The following is a 21,537-nucleotide window of genomic DNA, read 5'->3' as shown; positions in this document are numbered from 1 at the left end:
TCAGCTGCCAATCGAATTTTTCGACGCTATTATAAACTGTTTTAGCGCTTTTAGGAAAAGACAGTTTGTCCCGACTGCAGGTCATTATTTTTCAATTTCAAAACTTAGTCACATCTAAATCTGTTGTTCGCAGGTTAATCAACATATTCAGACAATAAAATATCTTTAGGAATACTCTCAGCTTTTATTCGCGTTGAATGCAGCATTTGCATTTTCCATTGCCCCGCCACTTTCACCATGACGGCACTTTCTAACCAAGCTACAGTACTTTCTTCCTTGCCATTATTGAAAGTTGCTTTATTCCAATAACTTACCCAGGCAACATCACTATAAATACTTGTTTTAATAACACTAAAATAATTTCTTCGCTTATACTCTGAGGGTTTAACAACGTTAATCAGGTCGGTTAAGCTCCAATCTTCGCCAGCTTCTAACAACTGAAAATCGTCAGTGACCACGGCTTTCATTTTAAGATGGTCTGCTGCTGACATCGCAGAAAATAGTGCTTCAACCGGTCTAAAAACGGCTTCATTGGCCAATGAATTAACGCTTACGAATAAAGTAAAAATAAGAATAAGTAAATTTTTATTGTTCATGGCTTTCCCTCGTCATCAATTATTTTATAATTATACCTAGCTAAATTGATAGCCATTTTGTTAATAGACAATTAACCGTTACTTACCAAAATAACGTTTTATTATAATTACCTTGCACGTTCGATTACTAAATGTTGTCGTTGAGATACGCAATAAAGGCGTGCTCTTCGAGTGGGCGACTAAAAAAATATCCTTGAATATAATCGCATTGATGCTTAGTTAGTAATTGGCACTGAGCAAGATCTTCAACCCCTTCGGCAACCACTTTTAAACCTAAACTTTTTGCCATCGACAAGATAGCGCAAGCCAAAGCTTCATCTTCAGCATTAAAGGTAATATCTTTGATAAAAGCGCGGTCTATTTTTAATATGCTAATAGGAAAACGCTTTAAGTAGCTAAGTGACGAATAACCGGTACCAAAGTCATCAATCGACAGTTCTATGCCCATTGCTCTTATAGCTGATAACTGAATTAGGGTTTGATCATCTTCTTGAATTAATAAACTTTCTGTCATTTCAAGGATCAGTGAATCTGGAGGAAGTTGTGTTTTTGCTAAGATAGCTTCAAGTTTACTGATAAAATCCTGACGTTGAAACTGCACACTCGAGATATTAACTGATATCTTTGGTGCAAGGTCAAATTGGCTTTGCCAGCATTTAGCTTGTTTACAAGCTTCTTCTAAGACCCAATCTCCAATTTCAGTAATAAAACCAATATCTTCTGCTAATGCAATAAAATCGACAGGTGGAACCAAGCCTTTTATCGGGTGTAGCCATCTAACTAAGGCCTCAGCAGAAACAACTTTATTACTACTAACTTGATGGATAGGTTGATAATGTAAAATCAACTCCTTGTTGACAATAACCTTGCGTAATTCAACTTCTAGGTGCCTTCGTTGTTGGGCTTTAATGTCCATTTCTTTGGTAAAAAATTGCACATTATTTTTGCCCTTTTCTTTGGCTTTATACATAGCGCTGTCGGCTTTACTCAATAGCTCTTCATAGGTACTGCCATCATCTGGAAATATTGATATACCTATGCTTGCGGTAACATAAGCTTCTATTTCTATTAAATGAAATGGCTTGGCTATTTTATCAAGTATCTGGCTGGCAATTTTTTCAAAACTGAAGACATCATTGTCACCCGACAAAATTATTGCAAATTCATCACCACTCAAACGACTGACCGTATCGGCCTTTCTTACCGACTCTTTGATACGCTCTGTGGTTAATTTTAACAACATATCTCCCTTAGCATGGCCAAAGGTATCATTTACATTCTTAAAGCCATCTAAATCAATAAAAAATATCGCAATTCTATTATTGTCCCGTTGGGCAAGTTCCAAAGTATGCTCAAATCTGTCGACAAACAGATTTCTATTGGCGAGTCCGGTCAATGAATCGTAATTGGCTTGGCGATAAATTTTATCTTCGGCCTTTTTACGTTTAGTAATATCACTAAAGAGTGAAACATAAGACTCTAATTGCCCAAACTCATCTCTCAAAGCAGTAACAGATAACCATTCATAAAACACTTCACCATTTTTACATCGATTACTGATTTCACCTTGCCACTGCCCCAAGTTTTCCAAATCTGCCGCCATGCGCTGATAAAATTCTGTGTCATGATGCCCAGAGCTTAACAATGTGGGATTTTTACCTAAGACTTCTTTTTCCTCATAGCCAGTAATTAATATAAACGCTTGATTAACCGCAACAATATTATTATCAACATCGGTAACCATTACAGCCTCTGTTGCGGTTTTAAATACCGTTGAAGCGAGTCTCAACTGCTTTTCATCTTGCTTAACTTGGGTAATATCTTCTTTAATCCCTACATAACTGGTGATTCTATTTTTAGCATCTTTGAGAGGGTATACATTGGCTTTTTCCCAAAAATTATCACCATTTTTTCGCTGATTATAAAACTCCCCGACCCAGTGTTTACCTGATGTTATTGTTGCCCATAAATTTTCATAGAGCGGAGATTGATGAAAACCAGATTTAAGAATATTTGTTTTTTGACCGATCACTTCTGTTGCTTGAAACCCAGAACTTTTAACAAATTCCTTATTAACATAAGTGATAATACCATTAAGGTCTGTGGTTTGAATTGAGACCGGGCTTTGCTCGACAATTTGAGCAATTAATGAACGCTGAGCTTCAGCTTCATTTTTTCGTTTTAACATAAAAAGTAAAAAAAGACTCAAGGTCGATAATAACAAGAGACCTATCACTAATAGTTGTATTAAGTTTCTTTTAGTTTTATCGATTTCATTAACTTGCTTGTCGACCAAGCTCTCTAAATTACTTTGATAATGCCAAAGCGCCTGCTGATATTTCCTTTCCGATGTCACATCTTGGATAATGGAAAAGAGCACAGCTTTATTATTATAAGTTATCGGAATGGAATGTGACGATACGGTTTTGATGTCACCATTACTGGTTTTATGTCTAAAAATAAAATAATTTCTATCTTCTGATTTAGCTAAGGCTCTTTCTGAAGCGACTTGCTCTACACTCAACAGGTTAATATCTTGAATAGTTAGTGACTCAAGTTTTTTTTCTGCGAATCCATAGAAGTCTTGAGCGGCTGAATTAGCCTGAAGAATATTACCGGTTTTAGGTTCAATGATTAACATAACTGCACTATGTCTTTCAAAAATAGTGCTAAAATCACTCTTTGAAAAAGTATCATTTGAAAATAATAACAGCATAACAAAAGCGCAAAGATACCGATATTTTTTGAACGAAACCTTGATCGCCTTGAGCAGGCAGAAGCGCTTAACATTGAACATATGATCCCATTATACTTAAGATGAATGTAAAATTTCATTGAAGTAAAACTGTATTAAGATAGTTCGTTAAATTAACTTAATTCCATTTAATACTAAGATAGTAACATAGGGCGAGATTAATAACAGAAAGTCAAAAAGCGTACAGAAGATAAGAGGTGACACTTTATAATTTAGCGATTATTGACCGTCAATAAAAGTGCATTAGCACCTATTCCATCGGGCTAAATATTGCTAAAAGCACCATAAAAAAAACACCACGCCAATAAATGACTGATGTTTTTATTTACTAAATAAGACATTAGCTTATTAGGCTGAATATACATTCAGCCGCTTAGTTTAATCAACCTACTCTGCTTCGCTATAACCCGCCCAAATATCAGCGTTTATGGTTTTCACCGACCCTTTCTTTTTACGCTTTTTCTTTCCTGTGCCTTCAGGCTTTGCCATGGGTTTCTCTGCGGCAGTAATTGAATCATTACTGACTTCATCGGCTTCAAAACCTTTGACTTGCTCACGTTCAAGACGAATTTTATTTTTCTTTTCAATGATACTAAAGTGATGAAAGTCTTCATGGTCAATTAATGATAAAGCCAGACCCACTTCACCAGCACGGCCACTTCGACCAATACGATGCATGTAGTCTGACGGACTTCTCGGTAAGTTGAAATTAATAACCACTGGCAGCTTTTCAATGTCGAGTCCGCGAGCGGCTATATCTGTAGCGATGAGCACGTCAATCTCGCCAGCTTTAAAGCCATCAAGCACCCTACTTCGTTCGCCTTGACCTTTATCACCATGAAACACTGCCGCGGTAATACCGCGTTTAGCAAGTTTTTCAGCTAAATGCTCACAATGGTGTTTAGCATTAACAAAGATGAGCGCTTGTCGCCATTCATTTTCTGCAATTAAATGTGCTAACACTGCGGTTTTTTCACCTTTATTAACGCTAAAGACACGCTGAACTAGCGTACTTGCATCAGCACTTTGAACTTGTATCTCAATCGGGTTGTTAAGTAATTCTTGGGTTAGCGCTTTTACTTGTTCGGGAAAGGTTGCTGAAAATAATAATATTTGTTTTTTCTTAGGTAATAAGGCTAACAGCGCAGATAATTCTTCGGTAAAACCTAAGCTTAACATCCTATCGGCTTCATCAAGGACTAAGGTCTTAACTAAATCAAGCTTAATGGCATTACTTGAAATTAAATCGAGTAATCGACCCGGTGTTGCCACCAGAATATCGGCGCCACCTCGCAATGCCAGCATTTGTGTATTCACGGATACACCACCAAAAACAGCGACCGTTTTTATCGCACCATTGAAATGCACGGCATAAGATTTAATGCTGTCTGCTACTTGTTTAGCGAGTTCACGCGTAGGCACTAAAATAAGCCCTGTAACATAATTACCCTTGTTACTCTTGCTATTTGAGGTTGTATCAGCAGACAGTTGTAAAAAAATGTGCTGCAAAAGAGGTAATGCAAAGGTGGCTGTTTTACCTGAACCGGTATTTGCCCCTGCAATTAAGTCACGTCCTGCTAAAACACTTGGAATAGCTTGTGCCTGAATAGGCGTAGGCTGCAGATATTCCAACTCAGTTAATCGAGCTAATAATGGGGGAATAAGACCAAGTTCTGTAAACTGGGTTGGGGGTGAAATAGAGGTCATTAAGATAAAGGGCTCAAGGCTAAAATAAGTAAGTATATTTTAGCCTATTTTTGCCCCAGTAAGTTAATAAAATTGACTAACCCTAGCAGAAAGCGGTTAACTTGAATTAAATTCAAGTTAACCGCTCCCCCTGACAAGATAGATAAATTTTACTAATAGCTCTTTATTTCTTTATTTAGCTATTTCTGCGTTAAGAAAATCTTCTTGGTGAGGCTGACCCGTTGAATTAGTTAAGTTAGCATTAGACTCACTGTTGTAAAGTAACCAATCTCTTGCTGCGTCAAAAGCGCTGCCATCAGGGTTTAGTGATATAGATTCCAAGTAAAGCGCCAAAACACCCGCAACATGTGGAGCGGCCATTGATGTGCCGCTCATCGTTGTTGTACCACCACCACTTTTAGTCGATAAAATATTAGCACCCGGGGCTGCAATAGCTACTGGCGCAGATTGATGACTCGTCCAGCTAGCAGAGCCGTTACCCCAGTTTGAAAAGCCAGCCCAATCATCATTTATATCGGTTGCACTAACGGTTATCACCGCATCGTCATAAGCTGCAGGCGTTGAACCATAAGCATCTGCACTGTCATTTCCTGCCGCCACAGCAAAAATAACGCCTTGATTTTTCGCATTACAGATAGCACGATGAAAGTTATCATTACCAATAAAACCGTCATTGGTACAAGTACCTGTTTTAGAGCCACCACCGCCTAAACTCATGTTAGCAACAACCGCTACGCCTAATGATTCAGCCTGCTGTGTTACCCAATCAATACCAGCAATAACCCCAGAATTAGAGCCACTGCCAGCAGCATTTAATACTTTAACTGCATGCAAGGTAACGGCTGGTGCCACGCCAATAACATCAAGGTTATTATCTAATGCGCCAATAGTGCCAGCAACGTGGGTGCCATGACCTTGATCATCATCCCAGTTATTTGAACAACCTAAACCAAGACACATTTCAACACTATAACCATTAGCGACATTACTAGCTAAATCTGGGTGATCAGAATCTATACCCGTATCAATAACATAAACATGAACTCCCTGACCGGTGTTTTCATCGGTATTTGCCCCTATGCGACTAATTCCCCAAGGAGTTTCTTGCTGGCTAGTCTGGCAACCAAATAAGAAACTGCAGGCTGTTGCTTGATTTGAAGTACTTTTTGTTGCGTGAACTCTGCCATCTTTTGAAACACTCAAAACACGTTGATCTTGACTTAGCTGGGCAAGTACTTTTGACGGAACCGTCGCAGAAAAACCAGTAAAAACATGGCTGTAAGTATATTTACTTGCTATAGCGTAATCGTCGATAAAATCTGCAACACTGGCGATTTGATTCGCATCTAGGCTAACGATAATATTGCTAAGTACGTTGTCTTCTGCAGCAATAGCTGGCAGTGCAATACAAGATGAAATCATTAAGCTTATTAATTTCTTTTTCATTTTTGGCTCCACGTAGTATTAAATTTCTCAAGCTACTCTAGGATAGAGCACTTAATTATTGTTTTTGGTACACATCTAAAAGTAAACGTGTTGTTACCAATGTAGAGTCTTGGTACTGGTATGACCATCAGGAAAAACCCCTATTTTAATAATATTAACCCCTCATTGAAGACATCGACTTGTTAACAGTCAAGTTAACAGTCAAGTTAACAGTCAAGTTAACATCGAACAAAAAACGAGCAAATAAACACGATTGCTAAAACGCAGCTAATAGTTAGTACTTAAGGTTTAGCTGAGGAGCGTAAAAAGGTAGGATTAAATTATGCCTTGAGTATGACTACTGAGTGTATTAAGTTTCAAGTAAACAGAAACAGCTTGATATGTTTAATAATGAATACTGCCAAATGATATTTTATGCTGAGTAAGGATTAAATTGCGCAAAAGCGTGTGAATCACTATTTTTTAAGTAATAATACGTCATCAAACTTCCATACTTTCCCTGCATCAATATAACATCAATTATCAACTCATTGAGGTTACTATTGGGTTAAAAACAACTAGAGATACCATGAAAACACTGACCACTGTAATAACATTATTAACGCTAATATTAAGCTTATTAGTAAGTGTCAACGCTATCGCCACAACCTTTACTTTTACCGCAATCCCTGATGAGGATGAGTCTCAATTAAGAACCCGTTTCGAAAAAGTAGCCTTATATTTAGAAAATGAACTTGGCGTCAAGGTAAAATACGTACCGGTAAAGTCTTACTCTGCCGCCGTAACAGCCTTTAAAAACAATCAGGTTCAACTCGCTTGGTTTGGCGGCTTATCTGGTGTACAAGCCCGACTTTTAGTACCAGGATCACAAGCGATTGCTCAAGGCTATGAAGATCAGTTTTTTAAGAGCTATTTTATCGCTCACCACAGCACGGGATTAACGATGAACGACAGTTTCCCTGATATAAATGATAAAACCTTCACCTTCGGCTCAAAAGGTTCAACATCAGGTCGATTAATGCCACAATATTTTATTGAGCAACATTTAGCTAAAAAACCACAACAAGCGTTTAAACGTGTTGGCTTTTCTGGTGACCATAGCCGCACTATTGCTCAAGTTCAAGCGGGCGCTTACCAAGTTGGTGCTGTTAATTATAAAGTATGGGAAAGTGCACTTAGCGCAGGAAAAATAGACACCAATAAAGTCAGTGTTATTTGGGAAACCCCTACCTACCCTGATTACCAATGGACGATACGCGCCAATGTTGATGCGGAATTTGGCAAAGGCTTTGCGAATAAAGTGCAGGCGGCACTTCTCAATATGAATAACCCAGAGCTACTTAGTAGCTTTCCACGTTCTTCTTTTGTCAATGCTGAAAATAAAGATTTTGAGCCAGTATTAACGGTGGCTAAAAAGATAGGGCTTATCGATTAATGATAACCCTCGACAACCTAAACCTCTATCATCATAAAACAGCCAGCAATAATACAGGTAAGCGTAAAGGGGCTGCTCAAGTCATCTTTGATCTAAGTCTGACGATAAATAAAGGTGAAAAAGTTGCGATTATTGGTCCCTCTGGTGCAGGAAAAACGTCCCTACTGCACCATGTATATCAGTGTTTACAAACCAGCGCAGCGCTTTGTTCTCAGCGCCAAGGCTTAGTCGATAACTTAAGTGTCTTTCACAATATATTTATGGGTGCTTTAGCTCGCCACCACTGGTTATTTAATCTTATTAACTTAATGAGACCTTTTAAACAAGACTTACACGATATTGGCCTACTTTGTCAGCAGTTAGAACTAGATGAGCCCTTAGCCAAGTCAGTAGATAAACTTTCAGGTGGGCAAAGACAACGAGTCGCATTAGCAAGAGCTTTATATCAGCAGCAAGATATATTTCTTGGTGATGAACCTTTTTCAGCACTTGACCCATTAATGGCGTCAAGATTACTTGAAATAATATTAGCTCGCCACAAAACTGTCATTATGGTCGTACACGACCGTACCTTGGCAATGAACGCTTTCGATCGTGTTATCGCCTTAGATAAAGGTCGGTTGGTACTCGACAGCAAAAAACAGTCAATTAACCAACAGCAGATCAGCAAACTTTATCAAACTGACGCAGTCGCGTAGGTTTATTTTATGGCGTTGCGACAAAATACAGTTTACCCATTAGGATATTGGCAAAAAGTCACCTTATCAATAGGGTTTATCGCCTTAGTTATTATTCCTTTTGCTGATATAGAAATTGTTACTTTCGACCCTTTACTTGAGTTATCGCTTATGGCTCAAGGTTTTATCCACGCTGACTTTTTCGCCACTGAATACCTGTTCCAAGCGATTATTCAAACCCTTAACTTTGCCATTATTGGTGTATCTTTAGGGCTAGTGCTCGGCGCTCCGCTCGCACTCATCTACCAACACCCTTTAGTATCTGGCTGCTGCGCTTTTTTACGCGCAATTCATGAGATCTTTTGGGCGCTGTTATTTTTACAAGTTTTTGGTCTTTCTCCCGTAACAGGAATTTTAGCGATCACTATTCCCTTTGCCGCTACTTTTGCTCGGGTATTTCACGATATAATCAATCAATCGTCAGACAATCCATTAGAGAGTATTGACAGCAGAGCAGATATTATTAGCCGCTATACCTATGGCAAAATAGCTCAAGTTTTACCGCAACTTATCACCTACACACGCTACCGTTTTGAATGTGCGCTGCGCAGTAGCGCTGTGCTAGGATTTATTGGTATGCCAACGCTGGGCTATTATTTAGAAACCGCTTTTAAACAAGGAAACTATAGCGAAGGCGCTGCATTACTGATGATATTTATTGCGCTTATTGGCACGATTCGTTATTGGTGCCCTCCTAAATTATTAGGGATTTACCTTATTATTGCTTGTATAACATTGGTAGAAATTCCTACGCTAGATAGCAGTTTACTGATACGTTTTATTAGCCAAGATATTATTCCACCTGTGTTAGTAAACACCTTAAGTTTTTCCGACGTGCAATGGTCATTACTTTATACTTGGTTTAGCGACATTATCACACAGCAGGCTTTTCCCGGGGCAATATCGACCCTAACTTTAGCCTTATTAGCATTAGCGGCTAGCCACTTTGTGACCTTAAATGCCCATGCCATTGCAAGTAAGCATTTATGGCCTGTCCCACTTGCGTATCTTGGTCAGTTCATTTTGCTCATTGGCCGCTCAGTACCTGAATACATATTAGCGTTTGTTTTTTTAATATTACTTGGCCCGTCGATGTTACCTGCTATTCTTGCCCTAGCCATACATAATGGTAGTGTTATCGCCTACTTAACGGTTCAACAAAGTAACGCCATAGCGCCACCCTTGATGCAGATAAGCACGATAAATAAGTTTAACTACCACATAATGCCAAGCATTTATCCCAATATGATGGCTTTATTGTTTTATCGATTCGAGATAATCGTCCGTGAAACTGCCGTGTTTGGTATTTTAGGTATTATGACATTAGGTTTTTATATCGACAGTAATTTCAGTGAAATACGTTACAGTAATGCATTAATTCTTATCATTTGTACCGCTTTACTTAATGTCGCCATCGATCATATTTCAAGGCGACTACTTAATCCCCACAAAAAATCGTTAACCACATAAGTTAAAGCCAACACTTATCGATTTTGCCATTTTTATTACAAGTAATCAGCGACTCAACAGCCCTTAAAAGCAAGGATACCTGTGTATATAGTAAACCTTGGTGCTTAAGATGAGCTTTCATTAAAAATATTACCCTTTAATTACAAGTATTAAGACAAATTGAAGGTTTTAATTCTCAGTGATACTATTGAGATGATATAATAAATGATTAACGATTAGCAGTAAGTCCTGAAAGTGCTGTTGAATTAATGTATATTTATCATCCTCTTGATATTTTTATTCTATTGAGAAGTGATATCAAACTAATTTATCCATTCACAACCTATTTGAATTCTTAATAATTAAAAACTTATGGCTACAAACACTTTTACACCTGAATTACTTGAAAAACACTTTGCCAAAAATGAATGGAAAAAAGGAACGCGTATTTTTCAGGCGAAAGGCATTAAAACCTGCGCCCTTGATGGTGAAATAATTCGTGGTGTCGTTTACAGTGAACGCTCTCGCCAAAGCACTTATTTGACCCGTTTAGTACTAAATATTAAGAATGATGGTATTGCCAGTTATTGCGATTGTTATATTGGTCGAGATTGTAAGCATGGTGCAGCGTTAGCACAGTGTTTTATTCACGAACATTTTGACCAAAACAGTATTGCGACTTCTGAAAAAGTCATTGATAAATGGCTTAGTCGCTTTCAAGCACAGCCCAGTAGATATCAGCCCAATAGCCAACAAAAGTCGCTATTGTACTTTTTAAAGCCTAACAGTTATAACGAAGATGACTATTTCACTTTAGGCATTAAATCAGCTCGCCCCAAAAATAGTGGTGGATGGAGTAGTTCACTTGGCAGCGAGTTTTCTGCCAGTTCGTTAATAAATAGTGCCTATGCTAATAACGATGATGTTGCCGTACTTACCGAACTTATCCGTACTAATCAATATGGCGATAACATCAAGTATTTTGATTTGTTCGAACGTATTATCAAAACCAACCGCTGTTTTTGGCAAACAAGTTACGACTTAAATGAAGCGATCACTTTAGGTGATCCCATAGAAGCTCAGTGGCAGTGGTTAGCCCTTGATAACAAGTTACACACCTTAAAACTTGTTTTCATGGAACCCTCGACCAATATTCTTATCATCAAAGCACAACCGCTTTGTTATTATGATGAAAAGAATAATTGTTTTGGGAAAATCAATACCAATACCCAATGTAATTTTGAGGCAGACTTACTCAATTCACCTATCTTCGAAGAAGACAAATTACCTTGGGTCATGAATAAGTTATCTATGTCGTTAGGTGATGCTGTGCAGCGTTTACCTAAACCCAAAACAGAATACTCACAAGAGTTAACCAAACCAGAAGTACATTTGCACTTTTCAACACCCCGTGAAGCAGACCCACAATCAGGTTTTGTAAAAGTTAACTTTTCCTACCAAGGAAATTTAGTTAACCCACATAATGAGAGTGTTACGGTTACCCCCAAAAACTCAAGTGAAAATGATAACGAAAATGAGACTGATAAAAAAATAAAACTGTATCGAGATTTAACGTTTGAACAAGCGGTTATCGATAAGTTGACGACGTTAAAATTTACCGTTCAGCCCAAAGCTAAGCGTTATACTTTCACCAATGAAGACTATTTAAATAAAGATAAAACGCCTAAATTTTCGATGCTAATGCAAGGGCGCTACCTTTGGCATCACTTTTTGCATCAAGAAGTGCAACCACTTAAGAATTTAGGCTGGCATATAACTTTTACTGATGATTTTTATTATAAGGCGCTCGCTACCGACAGTGTTTTTGATGCTGAAGTTATTCAAACCGATGACCATGACTTTTTCTCATTAGGGTTAAACTTAACCATTGATGGTAAAAAAATGCCGGCATTTCCTATTTTGCTTGGCGCGATTGAACAACTTCCTAAATCGGCGTTACTTGACCGCGAAAAAGAAAAACTTATTTCGCCTGATTCACCTATTTACGTTGACTTAGATAATGGTGACTTCGTTGCCTTGCGTTATCAAAGCGTACAACCGATATTGAAACAGTTTATTGAGCTGTTTATGCCCAATGCTTTAAATAAAAATGGCACTATGGAGCTTTCACGTTTTCAAGGACATCAAACATTATCAATGTTAGATGACCAAGGGATGATAGCCACGGGTACCAGTAAGTTAAGAAGCTTAGCTGACAAACTCAGAGACTTCCAACAAGTGACCACGGTTCCTGTACCAGAAGGATTAAATGCGACCTTAAGAACATATCAGCATCAAGGGCTAAACTGGTTGCAGTTTTTACGCGAGTATCAATTAAATGGTATTTTGGCTGACGATATGGGTTTAGGTAAAACGATTCAAACCTTAGCGCACCTATTAATTGAAAAACAACAAGGCCGCCTTACTAAGCCCGTGCTCATTGTGGCACCAACCAGTGTTATTTTTAACTGGGCCAATGAAATAGAAAAATTTACCCCACAACTTTCTTATCGTGTTTTACACGGCAGTAAACGCCAGCAGCATTTTGATTGTTTTGAAGGACTTGAGAATCAAGTTGATATTATCATCACCAGCTATGCATTAATCACTAAAGATTTAGCGCTTTATAGCCAGCAAAAATTTTATTATCTGGTGCTCGATGAAGCTCATTATATAAAGAATACTAAAACAAAATTATACCAAGCCTTTTTGACCCTTAAAGCGCAACATAAATTATGCTTGACCGGTACACCGATGGAGAATCATTTAGGTGAGTTTTGGGCACAATTTAATTTCTTATTGCCGGGCTTTCTTGGTGGGCAAAGACAATTTACTAAACTCTTTAGAACACCGATAGAAAAGCATGGTGAGCAAGAGCGTAAGCAGTTATTAAACCAACGCATTAAGCCATTTATTTTACGTAGAACGAAAGATAAAATAGCCACTGAGTTGCCGCCAAAGACTGAAATCATTCAAAAATTGCGTATTGAAGGTCAGCAAGCTGAGCTTTATGAATCAGTGCGTTTAGCGATGGACAGTCGTTTAAAAGATATCATTGCTGACAAAGGCTTAAAACGCAGTCAGATAGAAGTATTAGATGCATTATTAAAACTAAGACAGGTTTGTAATCATCCTAAATTGTTATCGCTTGAAGGCGCTAAAAAAGTAAACCAATCAGCCAAGCTTGACTACTTAATGGAAACGCTACCTGAGCAAATTGCTGAAGGCCGCAAAATATTAATTTTTTCTCAGTTTACCAGTATGCTTGCTTTAATAGAAGATGAGTTGGTGGCAGAAGGTATTGATTTTGTTAAACTAACTGGATCAACGACCAATAGACAAGCCGTGGTAGATAAATTCCAAGAAGGTGAAGTACCGGTATTTTTGATTAGCTTACGGGCTGGTGGTGTTGGCTTAAACTTAACCGCTGCCGATACCGTGATTCATTTTGACCCTTGGTGGAATCCTGCCGTAGAGAATCAAGCAACTGACAGAGCGTATCGCATTGGACAAGACAAGCCTGTTTTTGTTTATAAATATATTATAGAAAATTCAATAGAAGAGAAAATCCAAAAAATACAGCAAAATAAAGCAGAACTTGCTAAAGCTTTATTGTCTGAAGAAGTCAGTGATAATAAACTGAGTTTAACGGATGATATTTTAGGCTCGTTGCTAGCACCGCTGAGCTAATATAAAATAATAGCCATTGCATTGCACAGGGTTGATGAGAATAAGTAGAGTCATCAACTCGCTTTTAATGGCCTGTTATTGCTTTGAATACCGCTAAATTGCTATCACTGGCCTTGATATCATTAGCACTGATAACGCCAAGTAGCTAAAGTTACTCTATTTTATTATTCGTAAACTAGTAGTGCCTGTTGATATTACTGACTTGGTTATATTAAACAGGGGTTACTCAGGTATTCAATAAATGGCTAAAAATTAAATATCATTAGATTGTCTGAGCGTAGTGTCTAATTCAATCACGCTTGAAACTTGGTTTCTTCCCGCTTTTTTTACGCTATACATGGCTTTATCAGCGGCTTCTAGTAAAGTTTTTCTATCACATTGACTATCGGGAATAGTCGAAGCTAAACCAATACTTATCGTGACATTAAGTGCATTACCCTCATAATCTAAAGGAGTATGTTCAACTGAAAGTCTAATTTTTTCTGCCAGTTCCTTGGCATCTTTAGCGCTATAGCCAGAAAGTAATACCACAAACTCCTCACCACCAAAGCGCGCAACGAGATCTGTCGATCGCTTAATATTTTCTTTAATCACTTTAGCCACATGTATTAAGCAAGCGTCACCACATAAATGCCCGTGGTTATCATTAAAGACTTTGAAGTGATCAACATCTATTAGCATTAATGCTGTTGATATTTTATGTCGGCTACCCATTTGCCATTGGCGTTCAAATTCACTGTTAAAGTATCCCCTATTATAAATATGAGTCAGTGAGTCAACTTTGTTGAGTTGTTCTAAGATCTGTTTCTGTCCATCCAGTTGAGTTTCAATTTCAAAAGAGCGGTTATATTCACCGGAAGAGCGAATGCCCATCAAACCAATGAAGGTTACATAGACGAGGATCATAATCGCATAAGGTAATTTATCCTCAATGATAAAACCAGCCATTATTGATGGAACTAGAAGTACTCCTAAGTTCAATAAGGCTAAAGATATTCTTGGTGTCAGTGCGACAATGGCACTGCTGGCAATACCACCTATAGCCAACATAGTAACATGTAAAATAGGGGTGAAACGCGGGTCGTATATCGCTAAACCAAAGAATAGGCTTAATACACTGGCATGTAACAATGATAAAACAGTAAAGCAATTACGCCACACGTTAGGAGAATAATTATAAATAGCATCGCTAAAAAACCAGTGAGCAAAGCGTACTATACTAATTGCCAGCATGCTTAACGCAAAAGCTAAGGTCAAAGCAGGCTCTTTGGTGTGAAAATCAAATGGCCAAAAAACAGCCGGTAACATCACCGCATAAACGGCGATGCCCGTCATAGAACGACGTCTAAGATCCATATCAATGCGTTGTTGAATGTCTGGCAGTTTTTTGATGCTTAGCCCCTATCGATAATCAGTTTTATATTTAATCATCGATTAATAAAAATTAAATAGTTATTTTTTGTCAATAAATTTAAGTGTATACGCTAGAATAATAATGGCGAAACTTTTTATTTTTAACGAAACCAGCCTTTACTGGCAAAAATATAAATACCACAAGACATCGCCACACCAACAAAGAAAGTCACTTCATATAAGGTAAAATCCCAAGGGCTGTCAATTAAGTTCATTCCCATTAGACCACCAACCATGGTCGGAATTAAAGTTATGGTGGTGATAACAGCCAGTAATCGCATTACCTTATTCATTTGAAATGAAGACATATTAATGCGCAGTTCAACTAATGCTGCCAGTGTTGTTACTAAGTCATCGGCACTATCAAATAAACCATCAACGTCATCGGCTAATACCGTCAGAATAGGTCGAGGCATCACTTCAAAACTTTTAATTGCAAGCGGCTTTTCTGCGAGTTGGTGAACCACTGACGCTAAATGCTTAAGGTTACCCCTAACATTGGTAATTTCATTCCGCAGTCGAAACGTTTGGTCTAAAAAGATTTTATCACCTAATTGTTTTTGATGCTTATCTAGGTATAAAAGCGTCTGTTCTAATGTGCCAATAACATCAGTGTATTGTGCGACAAGAACACGAATAAGCGCACTTGTCGCTTGCATCAGAGGCGGAGCAGGTATTCCTACCTCCATTAAATCAACTGCTATTTCATCTACTAGCGATGATTCTGTCCCAGATAAGGTAATAATATTATTATTCGCGCCCAATAAAAGAATAGGACTTCGTTCTATGGTCGGCACACGATCATCCGACTGTTTTACCACCTTAGGACTCCAGAGGAAAATGGCGGTGTATTCATCCATTCGCTCTATTCTTGGGTACAACGAATGTTTAAAAAGCATATCTAAGGCAGACTTAGGGGCTTGAAGAATCTCCGCGACCTCGGCAAGTTGCTCTGAATTGAGCCCTACAGCAAATAACCAGTCATTACTTGACGACTTTAATAGCTTTACAACGTTGCCCCAAGTTAATTCAGTGTAGCCACAAATATTTTTATCTACTAACGAATAGGCGCTAAAAGACTGCATGGGTGGTGACAATACCGTCGAAACTTTATTGTTATCTAAGGACATAGCGAATTTCATTCGAACACCAAATAAAGCCATTCGGATGAATTTAAGCAGTCTTAAAGCAGGGATATTACGTAAATGTTCATTAGCCATAGGGATCAAGGATAGCAAGCCCGTACAGATGATAAATAAATCTAAGATACGCCACGGACCCAGTAAAAACACCCGGCGACTTGATGCTAAAACAAAGTTAACGCCGTATTCAACGATGAAAAGAGCCAGGATCCCCCATTCCAAAAAAACTTTCGCTTGAGTAAAGCGCTCATTAGTCGCAACAACTGTTGGCGCGAGAGCAATGAAAAGTGAAATAAGCGCTAAAAAGCCCATGACACGTTCATTGAGCAACAAGCGAATTTTTGATGTTATAAAGATACTCTCATCCACCTTGGAATTAATTAAGTGTTAATTGTATTATTAAGGCTAAAATGTGTAAACACATTTCAAAACAGAACAGCAAGTACATTTCAAGCTCCCTCTTTTCGCTTTATTTTTCACAGCAAAGATATCAGTAATAATTTGAATTATGGGCATCTATTTATCTTAAAATAACCTATAGTCATAGTCTTAAGGATAAAATAATGTCTATTAATTAATTGGTTAACATACATTAGCTGTTTCATTAATAAATATATAACAACATCACAAGCAATTGACTAAACGATAAAGAGTGCTTAAAATTTTTTCATCACAAAGTGATATAAACGCTAACAAAACTGACTCTACAATAGAAAGTATCACGGGTGAAAGACTGCCAAAATAAAGATTATAATAATGGATTAAGTAATTATGTCACGATACGCAAATTTATATAAATCTCCTCTCTATTTAATCACTGCAGCCGTAGTGCTATTTTTAATTGGCTCAACAATAATAGCTTGGTATAGCCTTAATAAAGTTGAAAACACCCTAAAAACACAAGCAATAGAAATTTTAAAGGCCAGAGTGAATGTTAGTAATGACTTACTAGAGAATGGCTGGATTAGGTCTCATTTTAACAAAATAAAAGCTTGGTCAACCTCGCCTATCGTTGTCAAACAAGTCAAACAATTAGTTGCCGCCCAAGCGAGTGGCGATTCTGTCGCTATGACAAAAGCCACTGACAAGTTAACTGCTTTTTTACAACCTTATCTTCTGGTAGAGGAAAATGAAGGGTTTTATGTTATTTCCCCTGACAATATTAACCTCACTGCCAAGGTTGCTGACTTAATTGGGCAACCTAACATAATCGCTAAACAATACCCAAAAAGGCTTGCTGAAGTTTTTAATGGTCAGCTCGTTTTTATTCCTCCGCTTTTATCCGAAACCCCTTTAGTCAACATTCAGGGAAAAATACAGCAAAAATATCCAACAACTTTTATTATTGCGCCAATATTTAATAATGAACAACAAGTTATTGCAGCGCTTGCCATACGTTTAAATCCGTTTGGCGCTTTTTCTTCGACAGTACAGCAGCACAGTTTCTGGAAATCAGAGCAAACATACTTCTTTGACACCAAAGCTCGTTTATTAACCGCCAGTCAATTTGAGCCAGAACTCAGGTCCGAGGGAAGACTAACGAAAGAACAATCTAGCGTCTTAGCGATATCATTAACACTTCCGTCGAAACCAACGACTAGTGGACAAACGCAAGCCCCCATTTATACAAAATTGGCTCAGTCGGCATTAAAAGGCAACACAGGTTACAGCGAAGAAAGTTATTTAGATTATCGTGGCCAGCCCGTATTAGGCGCTTGGTTGTGGAACAGTACTTTAGGTTTAGGTATCGGCGCAGAAGTCAGTGAAGTCGATGTATTGCAATCTCAACAGAAAATAGTCCATGGTTTTTTCTGGCAGCTATTGCAAACGGTGTTATTGAGTTTATTTATTTTAGTTATTGCTTTTTATTGGCAAAAACGCAGCGCAGCTGCCATCTTCGATTCAGAGCAGTACCTTTACTCTATGCTTAATAACGCACCTGATGCCATTATATCCTTTAATGCAAGAGGGGAAATAATACGCTTTAATAAAGTCGCTGGCTTACTGTTTTTGGTTGATAGAAAAGGCGCTGAATCGATGTTTTTCAATGACTTTTTTATGAAAAACGAACAAGAAAACTTGCAGGAATGGATCAAAAATATCATTAATGATAGCAGTGTATGTGACAGTTTCAGAATTATGCGGGCTAAGGCTAGTGACAGTCGGGAATTTTCAGCTCGTGTTGCGATAAGCAGTCATAAAACCACTCAAGATAATATTTTTACTGCCATTATTTCTGATTTAAGCACAATACAACAATTAGAAGGAAGACTGCTGGTACTCGAAAGTGCTGTTGAACAAAGTCATTCAGCGATATTGATCACAAATTTGAGTGGTAAAATTGTCTACGTCAATAAAGCCTTTAGCGAAACTACCGGCTATTCAAAAACAGAAATTTTAGGGAGAAATGCCAACCTGCTAGATTCTGGACACAAAAACACTGATAAATATCAGCAGCTCTGGCAAAAAATTATTGAAGGCCAGCATTGGAGTGGTCAATTATACAATAAGAAAAAAGACGGTAGCTGTTATTGGGGCACTACCGACATTACCCCCATAAGAGACCGTAATGGTAAAATAGATCATTTTCTTGCTATAAATCAAGATATAACAAGGCAAAAGGCCAATGAAGATAAGCTACTAAAACAGCAGCTTTTTTTAAAAGAGGCTGAACGTATTGCTCATTTGGGGTGTTGGGAAAAAGATCTTAAAAACGATATCATTTACTGGTCAGACGGCATGCACAGATTAATAGGTATTGAGAAAAATTCTACGCCTTTGACTTCAGAGCTTATTGTAAACCTTGTCCATCCAGAAGACCGATATCAATTTAGAATACACCAACTGAAAGCTTTAAATAAGTTAGAAGTTTATAACTTTGAATGCCGAATAATATTAGCCGATAAGCAATTAAGGTATATCAATACATCAACTGAGGTTACCCGTGATGAAAGTGGCGAACCATTAAGCATGCTAGGTATTGTCAGAGATATAACCAACATTAAACAAAATGAAATAGAGCGTGAAATACTTGATGCTGAAAAAGAACAGTCTCGTCAAGCGACGCTCAATGTGCTGCTTGATGTTAAATACCAACGTAACAGAACAGAAAAGACATTAGCTGACTTAAAGGAATCTCAGCAAGAATTAGAGCAAGCACGTTTAACAGCAGAAGCGGCAAGCGACTCTAAGTCGCAGTTTTTAGCAACAATGAGCCATGAAATTAGAACACCGATGAATGGTGTTGTTGGTATGTTAGAGCTACTGCAGCAATCAGAACTAGATGATGATCAATACCATTTAGCCAATGTTGCCAAAGATTCAGCATGGGCGTTATTACAAATCATTAATGACGTGCTCGACTTTTCAAAAATAGAAGCGGGGAAAATGACTTTAGAGTCAATACCGTTCACCTGGACAGAAATTATTGAAGGGGCTGCAGAGTTACTATCGTCGCAATTACAAAGTAAAAGATTATTGTTGGTTTGTTCATCTAATCATCATATGACTGAGTCAATGCTAGGCGATCCCATTAGGTTAAAACAAATTGTACTTAATTTATTAGGTAATGCGATTAAATTTACTCACAACAATGAACAGCCGCAAAGCCTTATTGAGGTTAAGCTTGATTATTTAGATAACAGCCAAAACAAAAAATTATTTCGATTAACGGTTAAAGATAATGGTATTGGTATTAGTGAGGATCAACAAGTTCATTTATTCGATGCTTTCACACAGGCAGACAGTAGCACCCATCGTCAGTTTGGTGGCACAGGACTCGGCTTATCTATTTGCTCAAAGTTAACCACTATGATGGGAGGACAAATAAGTTGTCAAAGCGTGGTAGGTGATGGTACAGAATTTCATGTCGATTTACCTTTAATAGCAACTGAAAATAAACAAACATCGACCCTGAGCGTAAAACTCTATCATTTAAATATTTTACTCATTGCTTACGATGGAATTACCGATAATATCTTGCACAAAGGTCTAACAGAGCTTGGCGCACATTGTCATTTAGCACCAAGTTCGCCAACAAAATTAAGCAAGCTTATTTCTGCTGAAAATTATGATCTTATTATTATTTCAGCAGAACAAGTTATTAGCCTTTGGCCAGAAGTTAAAATGCAGTTACCCAACAACAGTGATGAGGATATTAATATACTGATTCTCGAAAGGTGGCATGACTTCGACTTACCCCTTTACCCTGAACACGCGACAACTATTGCCAGTAATCCGTTTTTACCACAAAAAATATACTGGACCATTGCCCGTATTATGGATCAAAAAAATCCACTTATAAGTTGTCTAAAGCAAGATATTAAGACGTTATCTATACCCAGTGTTACTGAAGCACAAGCCAGTAATAAACTAATTTTAATTGTTGAAGATAATGTCTTTAACCAACAGGTATTAGAGCGTCAGCTAAATCTATTTGGTTATGCTGTCATCATTGCCAACCATGGTGAAGAAGCCTTAACTAAAATGACGCAATATTCATTTTCCCTAATCATGACTGATTGTCAGATGCCGATCATGGATGGTTTTGAGTTTGCCCAAAAGGTGCGAGAAAATGAACAAGGCGGCACAACACAGATACCTATAATAGCAATCACCGCTAACGCAATGCGAAATGAAGCCGAACACTGCATTAAACTTGGCATGAATGACTACGTGACTAAGCCAATGAAGCTAGATAGCTTAAAAGCTTTACTCAGTAAATGGTTAGTTGAAGAAGAACTCGAAGATGAATTTAAAGTAGAATCTCCACCTGAATTGACCGATGAACAAGTCACTGAAATGATAGCAAAACCGGCAATAAACATCTCAGCATTGGTTGAATGTTTTGGGGATGATAAAGAAGCGCAACAAAGCTTTTTACAATTTTATCAACAGCATAGTAAACCATTACTCGCTGAATTAGCCGTGCACATTACCGATAAAGATTGGCAGAGTGTAATGGAACTGGCACACAAGCTAAAATCTTCAACCCGTGGCGCTGGAGCGATATTACTAGGTCATTATTGCGAGCAATTGGAACAACTCGCTAAAGAAGAAAATACACAAGAAATTATAACGTTAAGCCATAAACTTTATGCTGAGTTTATTCGAGTGTCTGACGAGATAGCGGCAAACTTTTAAGCCATGTTATGGCGTTTGTCAGTGA

General features: G+C 37.9%; 11 protein-coding genes. 5 read left to right on the top strand and 6 right to left on the bottom strand.

Translation table 11 applies throughout. The annotated features are described in order from the left end of the window. Window positions 1–134 precede the first annotated feature (134 nt). The 4 genes from A3Q34_RS17835 to A3Q34_RS17820 all read right to left on the bottom strand — a co-directional run bounded on the left by A3Q34_RS17835 (window position 135) and on the right by A3Q34_RS17820 (window position 6,504). Window positions 135–596 (bottom strand): nuclear transport factor 2 family protein, encoded by a 462-nt coding sequence (locus A3Q34_RS17835; protein WP_070376570.1) that lies wholly within the window; start codon window positions 594–596, stop codon window positions 135–137. Between the two features lie 127 nt (window positions 597–723). Further along, a complete protein-coding gene (locus A3Q34_RS17830) occupies window positions 724–3,312 on the bottom strand; it encodes a sensor domain-containing protein (protein ID WP_070376569.1) in 2,589 nt (862 codons plus the stop codon). Between the two features lie 426 nt (window positions 3,313–3,738). After that, a complete protein-coding gene (locus tag A3Q34_RS17825) occupies window positions 3,739–5,058 on the bottom strand; it encodes a DEAD/DEAH box helicase (protein WP_070376568.1) in 1,320 nt (439 codons plus the stop codon). A gap of 171 nt (window positions 5,059–5,229) precedes the next feature. Further along, window positions 5,230–6,504, bottom strand: coding sequence for a S8 family serine peptidase (locus tag A3Q34_RS17820; protein ID WP_070376567.1), 1,275 nt, complete (start codon window positions 6,502–6,504; stop codon window positions 5,230–5,232). A 568-nt stretch (window positions 6,505–7,072) separates the two neighbouring features. Between A3Q34_RS17820 and A3Q34_RS17815 the strand changes: the two genes are divergently transcribed. The 4 genes from A3Q34_RS17815 to A3Q34_RS17800 all read left to right on the top strand — a co-directional run bounded on the left by A3Q34_RS17815 (window position 7,073) and on the right by A3Q34_RS17800 (window position 13,815). Continuing rightward, window positions 7,073–7,939, top strand: coding sequence for a putative selenate ABC transporter substrate-binding protein (locus A3Q34_RS17815; protein WP_070376566.1), 867 nt, complete (start codon window positions 7,073–7,075; stop codon window positions 7,937–7,939). Continuing rightward, complete coding sequence (locus tag A3Q34_RS17810) at window positions 7,939–8,637, top strand: ATP-binding cassette domain-containing protein (RefSeq protein WP_070376565.1); 699 nt, start codon at window positions 7,939–7,941, stop codon at window positions 8,635–8,637. The genes A3Q34_RS17815 and A3Q34_RS17810 overlap by 1 nt, the downstream gene beginning before the upstream one ends. A gap of 9 nt (window positions 8,638–8,646) precedes the next feature. Next, window positions 8,647–10,146, top strand: a complete 1,500-nt coding sequence (locus A3Q34_RS17805) for a PhnE/PtxC family ABC transporter permease (protein ID WP_070376564.1) — start codon at window positions 8,647–8,649, stop codon at window positions 10,144–10,146. A gap of 351 nt (window positions 10,147–10,497) precedes the next feature. Continuing rightward, a complete protein-coding gene (locus A3Q34_RS17800; protein ID WP_070376563.1) occupies window positions 10,498–13,815 on the top strand; it encodes a DEAD/DEAH box helicase in 3,318 nt (1,105 codons plus the stop codon). 252 nt (window positions 13,816–14,067) lie between these two features. Here the strand turns inward: A3Q34_RS17800 and A3Q34_RS17795 are convergent, their stop codons facing one another. Together A3Q34_RS17795 and A3Q34_RS17790 are read right to left on the bottom strand one after the other, a co-directional pair. Then, the gene (locus A3Q34_RS17795; protein WP_070376562.1) at window positions 14,068–15,171 is read right to left on the bottom strand and encodes a GGDEF domain-containing protein; all 1,104 of its coding nucleotides are present in this window, start codon (window positions 15,169–15,171) and stop codon (window positions 14,068–14,070) included. 158 nt (window positions 15,172–15,329) lie between these two features. Next, window positions 15,330–16,739, bottom strand: coding sequence for a CorA family divalent cation transporter (locus tag A3Q34_RS17790; RefSeq protein ID WP_157471038.1), 1,410 nt, complete (start codon window positions 16,737–16,739; stop codon window positions 15,330–15,332). Window positions 16,740–17,141: 402 nt separating this feature from the next. Here A3Q34_RS17790 and A3Q34_RS17785 point away from each other — a divergent pair, with 402 nt between their 5' ends. Beyond that, a complete protein-coding gene (locus tag A3Q34_RS17785) occupies window positions 17,142–21,512 on the top strand; it encodes a hybrid sensor histidine kinase/response regulator (protein ID WP_070376560.1) in 4,371 nt (1,456 codons plus the stop codon). Window positions 21,513–21,537: the final 25 nt, after the last annotated feature.

The organism is Colwellia sp. PAMC 20917 (genome assembly GCF_001767295.1).
GTDB lineage: Bacteria > Pseudomonadota > Gammaproteobacteria > Enterobacterales > Alteromonadaceae > Colwellia_A.
The sequence above is the reverse complement of the archived record's forward strand: the minus strand, read 5'-3'. Positions and strand labels throughout refer to the sequence as shown.

Excerpts from the sequence above, each read along its gene's own strand:
- A3Q34_RS17835 (WP_070376570.1), bottom strand. The coding sequence starts at position 596 with ATGAACAATAAAAATTTACTTATTCTTATTTTTACTTTATTCGTAAGC.
- A3Q34_RS17830 (WP_070376569.1), bottom strand. The coding sequence starts at position 3,312 with ATGCTGTTATTATTTTCAAATGATACTTTTTCAAAGAGTGATTTTAGC.
- A3Q34_RS17825 (WP_070376568.1), bottom strand. The coding sequence starts at position 5,058 with ATGACCTCTATTTCACCCCCAACCCAGTTTACAGAACTTGGTCTTATT.
- A3Q34_RS17820 (WP_070376567.1), bottom strand. The coding sequence starts at position 6,504 with ATGAAAAAGAAATTAATAAGCTTAATGATTTCATCTTGTATTGCACTG.
- A3Q34_RS17815 (WP_070376566.1), top strand. The coding sequence starts at position 7,073 with ATGAAAACACTGACCACTGTAATAACATTATTAACGCTAATATTAAGC.
- A3Q34_RS17810 (WP_070376565.1), top strand. The coding sequence starts at position 7,939 with ATGATAACCCTCGACAACCTAAACCTCTATCATCATAAAACAGCCAGC.
- A3Q34_RS17805 (WP_070376564.1), top strand. The coding sequence starts at position 8,647 with ATGGCGTTGCGACAAAATACAGTTTACCCATTAGGATATTGGCAAAAA.
- A3Q34_RS17800 (WP_070376563.1), top strand. The coding sequence starts at position 10,498 with ATGGCTACAAACACTTTTACACCTGAATTACTTGAAAAACACTTTGCC.
- A3Q34_RS17795 (WP_070376562.1), bottom strand. The coding sequence starts at position 15,171 with ATGGATCTTAGACGTCGTTCTATGACGGGCATCGCCGTTTATGCGGTG.
- A3Q34_RS17785 (WP_070376560.1), top strand. The coding sequence starts at position 17,142 with ATGTCACGATACGCAAATTTATATAAATCTCCTCTCTATTTAATCACT.